Origin of the sequence: Palleronia rufa, from assembly GCF_000743715.1 — a bacterium.
GTDB lineage: Bacteria > Pseudomonadota > Alphaproteobacteria > Rhodobacterales > Rhodobacteraceae > Palleronia > Palleronia rufa.
Window position 1 is genome coordinate 652,690 of record NZ_JQEY01000001.1, and the last position, 14,694, is coordinate 667,383.

At 69.5% G+C, this 14,694-nt stretch carries 15 protein-coding genes and 1 pseudogene; 8 read left to right on the forward strand and 8 right to left on the reverse strand.

Annotation, left to right across the window (positions count from 1 at the left end; all coding sequences use genetic code 11):
• Positions 1 to 25 precede the first annotated feature (25 nt).
• Genes KW83_RS03100 through KW83_RS03135 form a run of 8 tightly spaced genes read left to right on the forward strand, consistent with a single transcriptional unit; the run spans position 26 to position 7,810 of the window.
• Positions 26 to 361: an NADH-quinone oxidoreductase subunit A gene (locus KW83_RS03100; protein ID WP_036174228.1), complete on the forward strand. Its 336-nt coding sequence runs from the start codon at positions 26 to 28 to the stop codon at positions 359 to 361.
• Positions 352 to 1,266, forward strand: coding sequence for a hypothetical protein (locus KW83_RS03105; RefSeq protein WP_152563455.1), 915 nt, complete (start codon positions 352 to 354; stop codon positions 1,264 to 1,266). The genes KW83_RS03100 and KW83_RS03105 overlap by 10 nt, the downstream gene beginning before the upstream one ends.
• A complete protein-coding gene (locus KW83_RS03110; RefSeq protein ID WP_036174232.1) occupies positions 1,263 to 2,123 on the forward strand; it encodes an NADH-quinone oxidoreductase subunit H in 861 nt (286 codons plus the stop codon). Before KW83_RS03105 ends, KW83_RS03110 begins: the two co-directional genes overlap by 4 nt.
• Complete coding sequence (locus KW83_RS03115; protein WP_036174234.1) at positions 2,120 to 2,725, forward strand: NADH-quinone oxidoreductase subunit J family protein; 606 nt, start codon at positions 2,120 to 2,122, stop codon at positions 2,723 to 2,725. The genes KW83_RS03110 and KW83_RS03115 overlap by 4 nt, the downstream gene beginning before the upstream one ends.
• Positions 2,722 to 3,027, forward strand: a complete 306-nt coding sequence (gene nuoK / locus KW83_RS03120) for an NADH-quinone oxidoreductase subunit NuoK (protein ID WP_036174236.1) — start codon at positions 2,722 to 2,724, stop codon at positions 3,025 to 3,027. Before KW83_RS03115 ends, nuoK begins: the two co-directional genes overlap by 4 nt.
• Positions 3,024 to 4,940 carry an NADH-quinone oxidoreductase subunit 5 family protein gene (locus KW83_RS03125; protein ID WP_036174238.1) on the forward strand — a complete coding sequence of 639 codons (1,917 nt, stop codon included), beginning with the start codon at positions 3,024 to 3,026 and terminating at the stop codon, positions 4,938 to 4,940. Before nuoK ends, KW83_RS03125 begins: the two co-directional genes overlap by 4 nt.
• Before the next feature lie 4 nt (positions 4,941 to 4,944).
• Positions 4,945 to 6,417, forward strand: a complete 1,473-nt coding sequence (locus KW83_RS03130; RefSeq protein WP_036174240.1) for a complex I subunit 4 family protein — start codon at positions 4,945 to 4,947, stop codon at positions 6,415 to 6,417.
• 1 nt (position 6,418) lies between these two features.
• Entirely contained in the window at positions 6,419 to 7,810 is a 1,392-nt protein-coding gene (locus KW83_RS03135) for an NADH-quinone oxidoreductase subunit N (protein ID WP_036174243.1), read from the forward strand.
• Between the two features lie 24 nt (positions 7,811 to 7,834).
• Here the strand turns inward: KW83_RS03135 and KW83_RS19560 are convergent.
• The 8 genes and pseudogenes from KW83_RS19560 to KW83_RS03170 form a co-directional block, all read right to left on the reverse strand.
• Positions 7,835 to 8,763: pseudogene (locus tag KW83_RS19560) on the reverse strand (IS630 family transposase); the annotation flags it as partial.
• A 369-nt stretch (positions 8,764 to 9,132) separates the two neighbouring features.
• Positions 9,133 to 9,384: a transposase gene (locus KW83_RS21800; protein WP_081904421.1), complete on the reverse strand. Its 252-nt coding sequence runs from the start codon at positions 9,382 to 9,384 to the stop codon at positions 9,133 to 9,135.
• Between the two features lie 125 nt (positions 9,385 to 9,509).
• Positions 9,510 to 10,571: a tRNA 2-selenouridine(34) synthase MnmH gene (gene mnmH / locus KW83_RS03145; protein WP_036174248.1), complete on the reverse strand. Its 1,062-nt coding sequence runs from the start codon at positions 10,569 to 10,571 to the stop codon at positions 9,510 to 9,512.
• 9 nt (positions 10,572 to 10,580) lie between these two features.
• A complete protein-coding gene (locus KW83_RS03150; protein ID WP_051928177.1) occupies positions 10,581 to 10,991 on the reverse strand; it encodes an NAD(P)/FAD-dependent oxidoreductase in 411 nt (136 codons plus the stop codon).
• A 228-nt stretch (positions 10,992 to 11,219) separates the two neighbouring features.
• The gene (locus KW83_RS03155) at positions 11,220 to 11,864 is read right to left on the reverse strand and encodes an aminotransferase class IV (protein WP_036174251.1); all 645 of its coding nucleotides are present in this window, start codon (positions 11,862 to 11,864) and stop codon (positions 11,220 to 11,222) included.
• A complete protein-coding gene (locus tag KW83_RS03160) occupies positions 11,825 to 12,949 on the reverse strand; it encodes an aminodeoxychorismate synthase component I (protein ID WP_036174254.1) in 1,125 nt (374 codons plus the stop codon). The genes KW83_RS03155 and KW83_RS03160 overlap by 40 nt, the downstream gene beginning before the upstream one ends.
• Positions 12,946 to 14,061 carry a 3-dehydroquinate synthase gene (gene aroB / locus KW83_RS03165; protein ID WP_036174257.1) on the reverse strand — a complete coding sequence of 372 codons (1,116 nt, stop codon included), beginning with the start codon at positions 14,059 to 14,061 and terminating at the stop codon, positions 12,946 to 12,948. Before aroB ends, KW83_RS03160 begins: the two co-directional genes overlap by 4 nt.
• On the reverse strand, positions 14,058 to 14,654 hold the full coding sequence (locus tag KW83_RS03170; RefSeq protein ID WP_081904454.1) for a shikimate kinase: 597 nt from the start codon (positions 14,652 to 14,654) through the stop codon (positions 14,058 to 14,060). The genes aroB and KW83_RS03170 overlap by 4 nt, the downstream gene beginning before the upstream one ends.
• Positions 14,655 to 14,694: the final 40 nt, after the last annotated feature.

Here is a 14,694-nt window from a genome sequence, read left to right on the forward strand (position 1 = left end):
CGCGGGCGACGAGAGCGAGGCGCCGTTGCTGACCTTTGGCATCATTCTGGGCTGGGCGGTTCTGTCGGTTCTGTTCGCCCTCGCGGTCTTGCCGAAGGCGCATGCGACTGCGCCTCAGGCGATGCCGTTCCTTGGCGGCGGGACACCGGACACCCACGCCTGGCAGCGCTTCCATTTCCGCCCGTACACCATGTCCCTGCTCTTCGTGGCCTTCGAGATGGAGATGATGTTCATGTATCCCTGGGCAGTCGTTTTCGTCGAAGAGGGCATAAAGGCGCTTGCCGAGATGGGCATGTTCCTGACCATCCTTTCGGTCGGAATTCTCTACGGCTGGCGCGAGGGGATCTTCCGGTGGGAATGATGTCGCTGTCCCGGCTGATGTCGCGCGCGCCGGCTCCCGTGTTTCCGGCCATCGGGCCGGGACGGCAAGCCGATGTGGAGCGTCTGCTCAGCCGGTCGGGCCTGCGGGCCGCCGCCACCCCGCGGGATGCGGCGATCCTGCTGGTTGCCGGCGACATTCCCGGCACGGCCGCCGCGCCTCTTGCGCGTGTCCATGACCAGATCCCCCGTCCCCGCGTTACGGTAAGTTGGGGCCACGACGAACCCGACGCGATCGCGGCACGGATCGCGGAGGCCTGGCGCGAGGTCTGTGCGGGCGGCGAAGGTGAGGGCGACCGCCTTCCCGATGAGCCACCCAACAAATGGAAAGGCGTCGGGCCGAACGGACAGGGCGGTAAGGGCATGATGGGCGGCGTGCCCTATGGGCGACCGATGGCGATGACCGGGCCCGATATCCGAGACGGCCTGCAGCTCGACAGGTACACCGCGCGGTTCGGCCCATTCGCGCCGATGCTCCCCCCTGGGCTTGTGCTGGAGGTGACCTTGCAGGGCGACGTGATCTGCGATGTGACGGTGGAGACCCAGCCGTTCGCCCAGCCCGCCGACGCGGACGCGCCGGATCTTTGCGCGGCGCGGATGCTGCGGCTGCTGGGCCTGGCCGGTCCCGCGGACCGTGCGACGGCCGGAAAAAAGCCGCGCGGCGTCTGGATGCGGGGCGCCGTGCCCGGCGGCCTGGGGTCCGTCGACGGTGCGGGCGACGCGCGGGACCGCCTGTCGCGCTGGCTCTCGGGCACGCCGGTTACCGCCTCGGTGCCCGACATTCCGGCGCTTCTGAAGGGGGCCGAGTGGTCCGAAGCGATGCTGATCCTCGCCTCCCTGCCGCCGTCGGCGATCCTGCGCGCCTGCCAGACGCCCGAGGCCGCATGATCGTCCTTCTCGCCCTTGTCGTTCTCGGGACCCTCCTGGTCGGAACGCTGTTTGCCGCGATGCTCGACCGGTCGCACCTGTCGATCGTCGCGTTCTTCGCACGCCAGCGGGTAGAGACCGAAGCGCCGGACCGGCTGAACAGGGATCTGGCGCCGGCATGGTATCTGACGCTCGCCGGTGCCGGTCTGTCGGTGGTGCCCTTCGCGCCCGGTCTCGCATTGATCGACAGCCCGGTCGGCATCGTGATCTGGGGGTCCTGCGAAGCGCTCGTCATCGTCACCGTCTTTCTGCACGGCTGGTCTCCGAACGCGCCGTTCCCGTTGATCGGGGCCTATCGATATGCCGCCATCGGACTGCCGGTCATGCTGCCGTCCATGTTCGTGCTGATCGCCGCGGCCCTGCCGGCCGAGAGTCTGTCGCTCATCGCCATCGTTGAGAGCCAGCGCGAGATCTGGAACGTGATCCGGCAGCCGCTGGGCCTGCCGCTTTTCCTCATCGTCGCGCTGGCGATGACGCTGCGCGGACCGATGGATTACGCGGATGCCGCCGATATCGCCACCGGCACCTCGGCCGAGGCCAGCGGCGCGGGCCGCGCTTTGTGGCAGACGGCGCGGCTGGCGATGCTTGTGTCGGTCTCGGCCATCGCCGCGACGGTGTTCCTGGGCGGACCGTTGGGGCCGCTGCTGCCGGGGCCGGTCTGGCTATGGCTGAAGACCGCCGCGCTGATGGCGCTGATCGTGTTGCTGGGCAATCGGATCGCACGCACGACGCCCAGCCGCATGATGTGGATCCTCTGGGTCGTACTGCTGCCGCTGTCGTTCCTCCACCTGCTGATTTCGGGGCTCGTCGCGCTATGACGGATCTGCTGGTCGCCCTTCTCGCGGTATGTGCCGTCTGGACCGGATGGCGGGTCTTCCGCGTCGATTCTATGGTGCGCGCGACATTCTCGTTGATGCTGTCCTTCGTTGCGGTCGGTGCCATCGGGGTCTTGCTGTCCGCCCCCTATATCGGCGTCGCGACGGTTTTCATGATGGCGGTCGAGATGATGGTCATGGCCATTTTCATGGTCATGTTCATGATGAATCCCGCGGGGTTGAACCCGATGAGCATGGTTCACCAGCACCGGGTGTCCATCGGCGCGGGCGTGCTGGCTTTTTTCGGATTGGCCGCGGCCATCCTGGTGTCGCGCCCACCGTCCAACCCGGTGGCGCCGGACGCGGATGTGGTCACCGAACTCGGCCTTGAGCTGCTCGGCCCGTCGATGCTGATCTTCGAAACCGCCGGGGTGACCTTGCTGGCCACCATGGTCGGCGCCGTGATCCTCTCCTCGCGCCAGGGTCGGTTCGGGTCCGCGGACGAAGGCTCCCGCCCCCCTGGACTGACCGAGGGCGGAGATCCCGCCGGTCAGCGTCCCGACGGCGGCGGCGGCGGACATCACCATCACGGAGGCCACGGATGACCCTGACGATCGTGCTTCTCGGGGCTACCGCGCTTGTCGGCATCGGGCTTTACGGTGCGCTCAGCCAGCAAAGCTTCGTCATGCTGATGATGGGGCTGGAGTTGATGCTGAACGGCGCGTTGCTGGCGATCATCGGCTTCTGGTCCCTGAGCCTCGGCGGCATGCCGGAGGGCCAGCTCATGGCGATCATCGTCATGGCGGTGATGGCCGTGGAACTGGCCATCGGTTTCGCGTTGATCGTCGCGGTCTATCGCAAGCGCCAGGCCGACGTGACCGAAAGCATAGACACCCTCAGGCAATGATCTGGGCGCTCGCATATTTCCCGGTCCTCGCCGGACTTGCCATCTGGGCGATCGGCGGCTCTCGGGCGACGCTCGGCGCGATGGGCGCGGTCGCGGCGGCGGCGACGCTTGCACTGGCGCTTGTCGCCGGAGGCGGGACCGGACGCTTCGTCTGGTCGGAACTCATCGTGCTGCAGGCCGCCCTGCCCCCGCTGGCACAGTCGGTCGCCATCCTGGTGCCCGCGATCCTGCTGCCCATCACCTTGTTCGCCACATCGCAGGAGGACACCCGCGGCCTGCCGCGGCTGGTCGGGCTGATGCTGGTCTTTACCGGCGGCATGGAACTGGTCGTCATCGCGGGTGACCTGGTGACGCTGCTGATCGGATGGGAAATCGTCGGCGCCTGCTCCTGGGCGCTGATCGGTCACAAGTGGCGCGAACAGGCTCCCGGCCCGTCGGCGAATTTCGCGTTCGTGTTGACGCGCGCGGGCGATCTGGGCCTGTTTCTCGCGGTGATGGCGACGATGGGCGCGACGGGCAGCGCCAGCTACGCGGCGCTCGGCACGCTCGACGGCGTGCCGCTGGCCCTGGCGGCGTTCGGTCTGCTTGTGGCAGCGGTGTCGAAGGCGGGCCAGGTGCCCTTCGCGCCCTGGCTGTTCCGCGCCATGGACGGCCCCACATCGGTATCTGCCCTGCTGCATTCGGCGACCATGGTCGCGGCGGGCGCCTATATCCTTGCGCGTCTGCACCCGCAGCTGTCGGCGGCTCCCGGCTTCGGCGCGGCGGCGATTGCCGTGGGCCTCGGCACCGCGGTGCTCGGCGGTATCGTGGCGCTGCGCCAGACGCACGCCAAGAAGCTGCTGGCGGGATCGACCTCGGCGCAGATGGGCCTGATGATCGCCACCGTCGGCGCCGGCTATCCGGGCGTCGCGGTGCTGCACCTGATCGTCCATGCCGCGACAAAGGCGGCGCTGTTCTGTGCCGCTGGCGTCGCGCATCGCGTCTCGGGCAGTTTCGACTTGCGCCGCATGGGGCTTGCCGCCTCCCTGCCCGCGGCCACCGTGCTGACCGCCATCGCGGCGCTGTCTCTGGCCGCCGTTCCGCCGCTGTCGGGCGGCTGGAGCAAGGAGGAAATGGTCAAGGCGCTGGAACATGCCGGGCCTCTTCTGGGGGCGCTAACGATCGTCTCCGGCGGATTGAGCGCCGCCTATGCCACACGGTTCGCCGTCGCGGCCTTCGGGCCCGGCGAAACCCGCGATGCCCGCACCCGTCCGGGCGAGATGGCGGCGCTGGCGCTGCTGTCGGGCGGAGCGCTCGCGCTGTCGGCGCTGTGGCTGCCGGCCGTCAATGAGCCGGTCGCGGCATGGATCGGGGCGGAACTGCCGTCCGGGTCGCGGATCGGCCTGATCGCATCGCTCGTCGCCGTCGCGTTCGGGGTGCTGGCGGGAGTCCATGCCGCGCGGGCAGACAGCACCGACCCTACGCCGGAGTGGCTGGGCCTGTCCGCGCTCTACGAATACGCCGTGATCCGGCCGTTCCATGCGCTGTCGCAAACCGCCGCGGATTTCGACGACACCACGATCGACCAGTCCGTGATCCGACCGTTCCAGGCGTTGTCGCAAACCGCCGCGGATTTCGACGACGCGACCATCGACGGCCTGGCGCCCGGCGCGGCCACCGGTGCCATGACCGGATCGGCCCGTGCCGCACGCGGTGCGATCGGCATCGCGGTGCAGGGCAGCGCAGCGCTCGCCGCGCTCGGCGCAGGACTGGGCGAGCGGCTGAGCGATCTCATTCCCGACGGAACGGGACGGGTCACCGGGATGGCGGGGGCAGACCTGCGCCGCCTGCAGACCGGGCTTGCACATCACTATTACACCATTCTCATGGTCGGCTTCGCGCTGGCCGTGGGATTGCTGATCTTCGGAGGCTGACCCCGTGCTGACACTCGCCGTTCTCATCCCGCTTTTGGCGGCTCTGGTCCTTGCCTTCGCGCCCCTGTCCGAAGCCGCGTCGCGCTGGACGGCCACCGGCGCCGCCGCGCTGTCGCTCATTGCGCTGATGGTCGTGTGGGCAGCCGGGGGTGAGGGCTTTCGCGCCGTGGCCGAGGTGCCGTGGATCCCGGCACTCGGCATTGCATGGCGCGTCGGCGTCGACGGCATGTCGCTGTCGCTGGCCCTGGTGAGCGCCCTGGTCTTCGTCGCCGCGACCGCCTGGCCGATGAAGCTGCACGACGCCCGCGCCTACTACGCCTGGATGGCCTTTCTTGCGGGCGTGTCCATCGGCCTTTTCGTCACCCTCGATCTCATCGTCTTCTACGTGTTCTTCGATCTCAGCCTGGTGGGGATGTATTTCCTCATCGGTCGCTGGGGCCACGGCGACGCGCAGCACGCGGCGCTGAAATTCTTTATCTATACGCTGGCCGGATCGCTGCTGATCCTCATCGGCATCATCGTGCTGGCGCTGAACATGCCGACGCTTACATTCGACATGCGCGCGATGATCGACACCCCCCCGCTGGCCGCCGCGGGGGTCGTTCCGGGGCTGGTGTTCCTGGCGTTCGTCATCGGCTTCGGCATCAAGACGCCGGTCTTTCCCGTGCACACCTGGCTGCCGCCGGCCCATGTCAACGCTCCCGGCCCCGCCTCGGCGATCCTGGCCGGGGTCCTGCTCAAGATGGGCACCTACGGGCTGATCCGCATTCCGCTGCAGATGATGCCGGAGACCTTCGCCCGCTGGGCGCTGCCCCTGGCGATCATCGGCGTCGTGTCGATCGTCTGGGGCAGCATCGTCGCCTTCGCCCAGGAGAACCTGAAGCGGCGGATCGCCTACACCTCCGTCAACCACATGGGCTACACCGTGCTCGGCATCGCCGTCGCCGGGTCGGCCCTGGGGAGCGAGACCGCGCGGCAACTGGCCCTCACCGGCGCGGTGGTGGAGATGATCGCCCACGCGCTGATCACCGGGGCGTTGTTCCTCATCGCGGGATCGGTCTGGCAACGGGCCGAGGACTACCACCTGCCCAACTTCGGCGGGCTGGCAGGCACCGCACCGCGGCTGACCGGAGCGGCCACGCTGGCCGCGTTCGCATCGCTGGGGCTGCCGGGGCTTGCCGGCTTCGTGGCAGAGCTTCAGATCTTCGTCGGCGCATTCGGCGTCTATCCCTGGCTGGCCGTCATCGGCCTTCTTGGCATCCTGATCACCGCCGCGCTGTTCCTGCGAATGCTGCGGCAGATGTTCTTCGGCGATCTTCCGGCGGAGCGGAAGGGCTTTACGGACCTGAACCGGACAGAGACCGTGTTGCTGACCGCCCTGCTGGCGCTGGTGGTGCTGATCGGCATCTGGCCCACCTGGCTGTTGTTGCTGATCGACGCGCCGTCGCTAATCCCCGCCATCGGCGCGGGGGGCTGAGGTGCCGATTGGCGATCTGGCCCCCGAGTTGGCGGTTCTGCTGACGGCGGTGGCGATTCTGTTGCTTGCGATGGTCCTTCCGCGGCGCAGCCACCACTGGTGCGCGATCCTCGCCGCCGGCGGCCTTGGCTTGGCCATGATCATGGGCTGGAGCCAATCCGACGCGCAGCGCCTGACTTTCTCCGGCACGCAAGCGCTGGACGGCGCGACGACATGGGCGCGGATCGTGATACCGGGGATCACGATCCTGTGCGTCGGTCTCGCGCCGCGCTGGTTTGCGACCGACCGGCGACATGGCGAGTATTACGCAATGCTGCTGTTCTCGACGCTCGGCGCGCTGGCGATGGCGGGCGCGGCGGACCTGATGCAACTGGTGCTGGCGGTCCTGCTGTCGTCGGTCACGGGATACGTCCTGGCCGCCTACCACCGCGACTGGGCCATATCGCTTGAGGCGGGGATGAAGTATTTCCTGGTCGGCGCGCTGGCCAATGCGATCCTGGTGATCGGCGTCATCCTGGTGATGGGCATGGCGGGCAGCTCCGATTACGGCGAACTTGCCGGCTCGATCCCGAACGATCCCCTTGCCCTCACCGGGCTGGCCCTCATCCTCATAGCGCTGTTCTTCAAGCTGGGGGCCGTTCCGGGCCATACCTGGGTTCCCGATGTGGCAGAGGGCGCGCCCGTGCCCGCCGCCGCCTTCCTGACCGTGATCCCCAAGCTGGCCGCGGCGGTGGCGCTCTACCGGCTGGTCGCCCTGGCGCCGGGGGTGGAGGCGCTGCCGCTTCTCATCGCGCTCGCCTCCGCCGCGACCATGACGCTCGGCAATCTCTGCGCGCTCTGGCAGGACGACGTGCGCCGCCTGGTCGGCTGGTCGTCGGTCAGCCAGAGCGGCTACGCCCTGATGGCCGTGGCGGCGGCGGGCGCGGTGCCCGAGGCGCTGCCGGCCCTGCTCGGCTTCATGACCGTCTACGGCATCGCCAATCTCGTCGCCTTCTCGGTGGTTGCGGATCTGCGCGGGCGCACGGCCATCTCCGGCTACAACGGCTTGCTGCCCGCGCAACCCGTTGCCGCCGCCGCGCTGGCGCTGGCCTTTCTGTCGTTTGCCGGCATCCCGCCGCTGGCCGGATTTCTCGGCAAGTTCGCGCTCTTCTCCGCGACCCTCGACGCCGGTCTGGCCTGGCTCGCCATCGTCGCCGTCGCCAATACGGTGCTGTCGCTGTTCTACTACCTGCGCGTCATCGGTCCGGCGTTCTTTTCGCAGCCGCACGACGGGATCGGGACCCTCGGCGGCAGCGCGCGCGCGGTCCTGTGGCTGTCGGTCGCCATCCTGATCGCGATGACCTTCCTGTGGTCGCCGATCTGGTCCGCCCTCCCGGCCGATCTGCTGCCCTAGAGCATGATGAGATAAGCTTGAAGCGTATCCAGTATTGGCGAGGTAATTCGCGCACTCCTGTGGGCTGAAGCGGTCGAGCAGTGTCCCGATCCTGCGCCACGTTGCCTCCATTGTGCGCTCGGCTGCGTTGCGGAGCATGTGTTTGAGCTTCGAGAAGACCTGTTCAATCGGGTTCAGGTCGGGGCTGTAGGGCGGCAGAAAAAGTAGATGCGCTTTCGCGTTACGGATCGCCTGCCGCACGGCTTGCCCTTTGTGGCTGCCCAGATTGTCCATAACCACCACATCGCCCGGGCGCAGGGTTGGGACGAGCACGTGCGCGACATAAGCCCGGAACGCTTCGCCGTTGACGGGACCGTCCAAAACAAAGGGCGCGTCGATCCGATCATGACGCAGCGCTGCGATAAAGGTCATGGTGCGCCAGTGACCATGCGGGGCCCGCCCGATCAGGCGTTCACCTCTGGGAGCCCAGCCGCGCAGCGGGGCCATGTTGGTCTTGGCCCAGGTTTCATCAATGAACACGAGACGACGGGGGTCGATCCGGCCCTGGTGCCGCTTCCAGCGCACACGGCGGCGGCTCACGTCGGGGCGGTTCTGCTCCTCGGCGAGTTGGGTCTTTTTTTGAACGAGTAGCCCGTGCGGCGCACGAAGGCCCAGACGGTGCGGTAGTCGACCTTGAGCCCGCGCTCGGCCAGTTCCACCACCAGTCCGCGCAGTGTGAACGGCTCCGTTATCCGCTCCAGAAGCCACGCCTCATGCCCGCCTGCAATCTTGCGTGGCGGGTGGCCGCCTGTCCCTGCCGGAGCGCAACTCCCGGTCGCACGCAAACGCTGCGACCACTTCACAACACTGGACGGAGCCACATCCAGGGCCGCTGCGACCTGACGCACGCTCTCGCCCCCCAACAGCCGCGCCATTGCCCTCTCTCGAAGGTCCATTGAAAGTGCTCTACCCACTACTCGCCCTCCATCTTGTGGTCGGCAACAGTGAATCACCAAAATGCAGGCCTGTGAATCCTCTATCGATTCAGGCTGATTTCATCCCGCTCTAGGGTGCGCTTTCGGTCCAGCTTCGGGACAACGGTTGACGGCAGACGCGGCTTCGCGTCGGCAGATGGGCGGTGCCGCCGCGGGCCGCGACACGCGCGACCGGAGCAAGCCTGTCGTTGCCGCGATCCGCGGCCACGGCGGCGGGCGGCAGCGGGTCGAGCAGGATCGGGGCCGTGGTCTTGCCGAAGGCCCGGCCGGCGCGATGCCCATCCAGCCGTCGTGGATCTTCGTGCTCAATCCGCCACGGGACCGGCCGACGGCGAGATCCTCGCCCGCTTATTTCGGCCCGAGGCGTGCTGGCGGGCGCGGACGATGGACCTGTCGATCAACCGCAGTGACCGCCGCGAGCGCCGGGCCAAGTCCTCGAACACGTTCAGACGGATAGCGCGCCTGGCCCGGCAATCGAAGCGGTTGTCCCATGATGAGGGGACCGTAGCGGTCCGGCAGGTCGCGCCACGGCGCCCCGGTGCGCCGCACGTGGAAGATCCCGTTCACCGCCGGCCGATCGTCGTCCCGCCGCGTGCCCATGGCCTGCTTTGGCAACGCCACGCCTCGTCGGTCGGATCGTATCGCGTCATGACACCCTCCCCGCACGATATGCGGAGTGGATCACGACATTGCCCCGAACGGAAATCCCCAACTGGGTTCGACTCCTAGCCCTGCGCCCCGGCCATGTCGGCCATCTCGGCGACCCGGGTGCCCAGCGCATCCAGTTCCGTGTCGTCGAGCCGCCGCGCGGTAACGGTCCCGAGTGTTCCGCCCCCGCCGCGGTCCAGTTGCCTGGCGTAGCGCGGATCGTAGTGATGGGCCATCAGCTCAGCAGCCAGATCCGCATTCCGACCCTCTCGGGCCAGATCGCGCCAATGCGCCACCCGCTCCCGCCCCTGCAGCCGGATGAGCGATACCAGGATACCGTCGAGCCGCCCGGGATCGGCGCAGAGGTCGTCATAGGTCCGCGCCAGATAGGCGGCGCGCACCTCCAAAGGCGCCTCCACCGTGATCCGCGGTGCCGCCTGCATGGCCTTCCACAATCCCGGGGGCAGGACGCGTTCGCCCACCTTGCTGGACTCGGCCTCCACCAGAACCGGGCGCGCGGGGTCGAGCGCCCGCATCGCCTCCGCCAGGGCGGATTCGAACCCCTTCTGCGCGGGCTGTCGGCCCATCGCGCCGAACAGCGATCCGCGGTGGTTCGCCAGCCCCTCCAGGTCGATCACCTGCGCGCCGGCCCGGGCGGCACGGTGCAGGATCTCTGTCTTCGCGGTGCCGGTGAACCCGTCCAGAAGCACCACACGCGCCGGGAACGCCCGGTCGTAGAGCGCGGTCTTGACCAGCCCGCGATAGGTCCGGTAGCCGCCGTCGAGCACCGCCACCCGCCAGCCGATCTGGCCCAGGATCGCGGCAAAGGCATTGGACCGCTGCCCGCCGCGCCAGCAATAGACCAGCGGCCGCCAGCCGCCGTCGTGATCGGCAAGCGGCCCCTCGACATGGCGCGCGGCGTTGCGGGCGACGAGCGCGGCGCCGATCTTGCGGGCCCGGAACGCGCTCTGCCGGACGTAGATCGTCCCTACGCGGGCGCGCTCGGCGTCGTCCAGGACCGGCAGGCTGACGGCGCCGGGCACATGGTCCTCTGCGAACTCCGCGGGCGAGCGGACGTCGATCACGCTGTCGAACGGCGCGGCGCCGAAGGCGGAGAGGCTGTCGGGGCGAAAGGACATGGGCCGCGTCTAGCGCACCGTATCCGCATTGCCCAGAACATGCGCGGCCATGGCGCGGCCGCTGCGCCAGGCATCCCCGGCAGAAGGGCCAAGCGCCCAGTCGCCGCCCAGAAGGCAGCCGCCGCCGGTGTCGAGGAACGGCCGGCCAAGCGCCCGCACGGTCCGGGCATGGCGCCAGCGATGAGCCGCGGCATGGGTGGCGGGCGCGGCCCCGGGGGCGAGCGCGCGCCACATGGCGTCGGCCACGGTGCCGGCGTCCTCCTCCAGATGCGCGGCGCTCCAGCCGGGGTCGGCATGGGCGACCAGCGCGCCCGGATCGGCGCCCGGCCGGTCGCCCTGGGACAGCACCTGCGCGACCGGCACGGCGGGGGCCGGAGCGGGTCCGGAGCGGACCGCCATCAGCGTCCAGCACGGGGCCATGTGAACGCGGTCCAGCGCCCGATGATGACGAGATCCCGTTCTGATCCGCGCGCGGGGCCGGGTTCCGCGCCAGCATTCTCGGGGCCGTCGGGCGCGCTGACGCCCGTTCCCGCCGCCCGGTCGGCGCCGACAACGGCGGCGCAGATCGGGTTGAGCGGCTCCCTTTGCGCCGCGCGAAAGACCATGCGGGGCGGGAACGGTCCGCACCGCGGTCGCGCGCGGTGCCTGTCATGTCCGGCGGGGCTCCAGCAGCGCCGGGATCAGCCCCCGCAGCGCGTTGCCGACGAAGATCTCCGCCCCCTCCAGATCGGCCGGCCAAAGCTCGGCCTCATGGGCGCGGCCGCTGTCCAGCAGGGTCCTGCGCAACACACCGGGCAGGGCACCGTCCGACACGGGCGGGGTGGCCAGACCCCGTTCGGTGGCGACGAAGACGTTGGTAATCGTGCCCTCCGCCACCCGGCCCCGATCGTTCAGGAACAGCAGCTCGTCAAGCGCGGCGGGCAGCGCCGCCCGGGCCCGGTCGTAGATCCCGCGCTCTGTCGTCTTGACCCGGCGCCAGGGATCGCCGGCAAGGATCCGCGCCCCGGCCCATCCCAGCCGCCACGGTCCCGGCCGGGGATCGAGCGCGGTGGTCTCAACCTCGACGCGGCCGGCGACATCGACCGTCAACCGGGCGCGCCGCACGTCCGCCGTCCGCACCCGCTCGATCCGCGCCCGGACAGCGCCCGGATCCACAGCGATGCCCAGCGCCGCGCAACTGCGCGTCAACCGTGCCAGGTGCAGCGGGATCAGCCCCGCGCCGCGCGGCTCCAGGCGCAGGGTCTCTATGACCTTCAGCCCGTCGGGGAGAGGTCCGCGAAACGCGCTTTCCATAGCGCCTCCTCATACTCTCCGCCGCCGTCGCTGTCATGCACCACCCCGCCGCCCACGTTGAGCCGCACGCGACCGTCCGGCCACATCACCAGCGTTCGGATCGCCACGCCCATGCGCATCGCCCCGTCCGGCGCGATCCACCCCACCGCGCCGCAATAGACCCCGCGCGGCCACGGTTCCAGCGCGCGGATGATCTGCATGGCGCGGATCTTGGGCGCGCCGGTGATCGACCCGCAGGGAAACAGCGCGCGGATCACGTCGCCGAGCGCCAGCCCCGGCGTCAGGACGCCTTCGACATCCGACACCATCTGATGCACGGTTTCATAGCTTTCGATGTGAAAGAGCCGCGGCACGGTCACGCTGCCGACCCGGCTGATCCGGCTGATGTCGTTGCGCAAGAGATCCACGATCATCAGATTCTCTGCGCGGTTCTTTTCGGACGCCAGAAGCGCCGCCCTGAGGGCCGCGTCCGCGTCCGGCGTGGCGCCTCTGGGGGCCGTGCCCTTCATCGGGCGCGTGCGGATCCGCCCCGTCGGGTCGATGTCGAAGAAAAGCTCCGGGCTGCGGCAGAGGATCGCCGGGCCGCCAAGCTCTACCAGCGCGCCGTGCCGCACCGGCTGGCGGGCCCGGAGCGCCGCATAGAGCGCCCGCGGCGTGCCGGTCGCGCGGGCCTCTACCGGAAATGTAAGGTTCGCCTGATAGATGTCGCCCGCAGAGATGTAGCGCTGCACCTGCGCGAAGGCCTCGGCGTAGCGCGCCGCGTCCCAGAGCGGCGCAAGGTCCGTCAGCATCGCCGGACCGGTGTCGGGGGGCGGCGCCGCGCCGGGTGCATCGAACACCCCGAAGGACAAAAGCGGCAGGTCGCGGTCCGGCGGCATGAGCGGCGCCAGCTTGCGCGAGAACGCATAGCCGGTCTCATAGGACAGATACCCGGCCAGCCAGGCGCCGGCGTTCCGCGCGGCCTCCATCCGGGCCAGTGCGGGCATGACCTGATCCGCCTCCCAGGCCTCGATCGTGTCGCGCGGCGCGGCAAAGCGGGTGCCGCCCCCCGGCGGACCCGCGTCGAAGGTCACATGGGCGCTCACCGCGCCGCCAGCGCGTCCGCCAGAACGTCGCGCAGGGCTTCGCGGGGCACGTCGCCGGTCACGAAGGCCGCGCCGATCCCCCGCGCCAGGATCAGACGAAGCTGTCCGTCCCGCACCTTCTTGTCCTGCGCCATGAGGTCCATCAGGCCGTCGGCGTCGGGCAGCGGTCCGGGAATGTCCGCCAGGTCGGTCTTCATCCCCATGCCGGACAGATGCGCGCGCACCCGCGACGGATCCTCCTGCGCGCAAAGTCCCAGTCGCGCCGACAGTTCGAACGCCAGGGCACAGCCGACCGCCACGCCCTCACCGTGGAGCAGCCGGTCGGAATAGCCCGTCGCCGCCTCCAGCGCGTGACAGAAGGTGTGGCCCAGGTTCAGAAGCGCGCGGTCGCCCTGCTCGGTCTCGTCGCGGACGACGATATCGGCCTTCATCCGGACGGACCGGCGCACGGCCTCCGCCCGGAGCGACGGATCGCCCGCGGCGAGGGCGGGGCCGTTCGACTCCAGCCAGGCGAAGAACGTCGCATCGCCCAGAAGCCCGTATTTCGCCACCTCGCCGTAGCCGGCCAGAAAGTCGCGCCGGGCGAGCGTCTCCAGAACGGAGATGTCGGCCAGCACCAGCGACGGCTGGTGAAACGCCCCGATCAGGTTCTTGCCGGCGGCCGCGTTGACCCCGGTCTTGCCGCCCACGGAACTGTCCACCTGCGCCAGGAGCGACGTGGGGACCTGCACAAAGCGCACGCCCCGGCGCAGGATCGCGGCGGCGAAGCCGGCAAGGTCGCCGATGACACCGCCGCCCAGGGCGATCACCACATCGCGCCGCTCGATCCGCTCGGCCAGAAGCCATTCGACCGCCTCGCCCAGACGCGCCCAGGATTTCGTGCCCTCCCCCGGCGGCAGGGACAGGGCGGAATGGGCGATGCCCGCGGCTTCCAGCGACCGGGCGAGCGCCGGCAGATGCAGGGCGGCCACGGTGTCGTCGGTCAGGATCGCCACGCGCGGGCGGCCGAGCAGCGGCGCGATGCGGGCGCCGGCTTCGTCCAGAAGGCCCGGGCCGATCTCCACATCGTAGGCGCGGGCCCCCAGCGGCACATGAACGGTGGAACGGCTCATCGGGACTCCAGCACGTCGGGACGGGTGGCGATCACGCCGATGGTCCGGTCGGCCATCGCCTCGATCGACAGGTCCGGGCCCGCATCGACGGTGAGATCGGCGCGCGCATAGGCCGGCTCGCGGCTCGCGATCAGGGTCTCCAGCGTCACCCGGGGATCGGCGGTGCGCAGGAGCGGGCGCGTGTCCTTGTGGCGGACCCGCGCCCAGAGCAGCTCTGGCGTCGCCCGGATCCAGACCGCCACGCCGCGCGCGGTGATGGCGATGCGGTTGCGCTCGGCCAGGTAGGCGCCGCCGCCGGTGGACAGGATCGCCGGCGCGCCGTCCAGAAGCCGTGACAGGATCTGGCTTTCCTTCTCTCGAAAGAACGGCTCTCCGTAGCGCTCGAAGATCTCCGGAATCGTGGCATTCGCGGCGCGCTCGATCTCATGGTCCGAATCGAGGAACGGCACCCCCAGCGCGCGGGCCACGGCCGCTCCGATGGCGGTCTTGCCGGCGCCCATCATCCCCACCATCACGACTGTTTTCCTCAATCGGCGCGCCATCGTGGCGTTGTCTCGCTGGTCTGACCCGGTTTGGCGCCTGAATGGCGTGATATTCCGTGAAAGACCAGCTATAATGCCCCTTGAGCCGCGC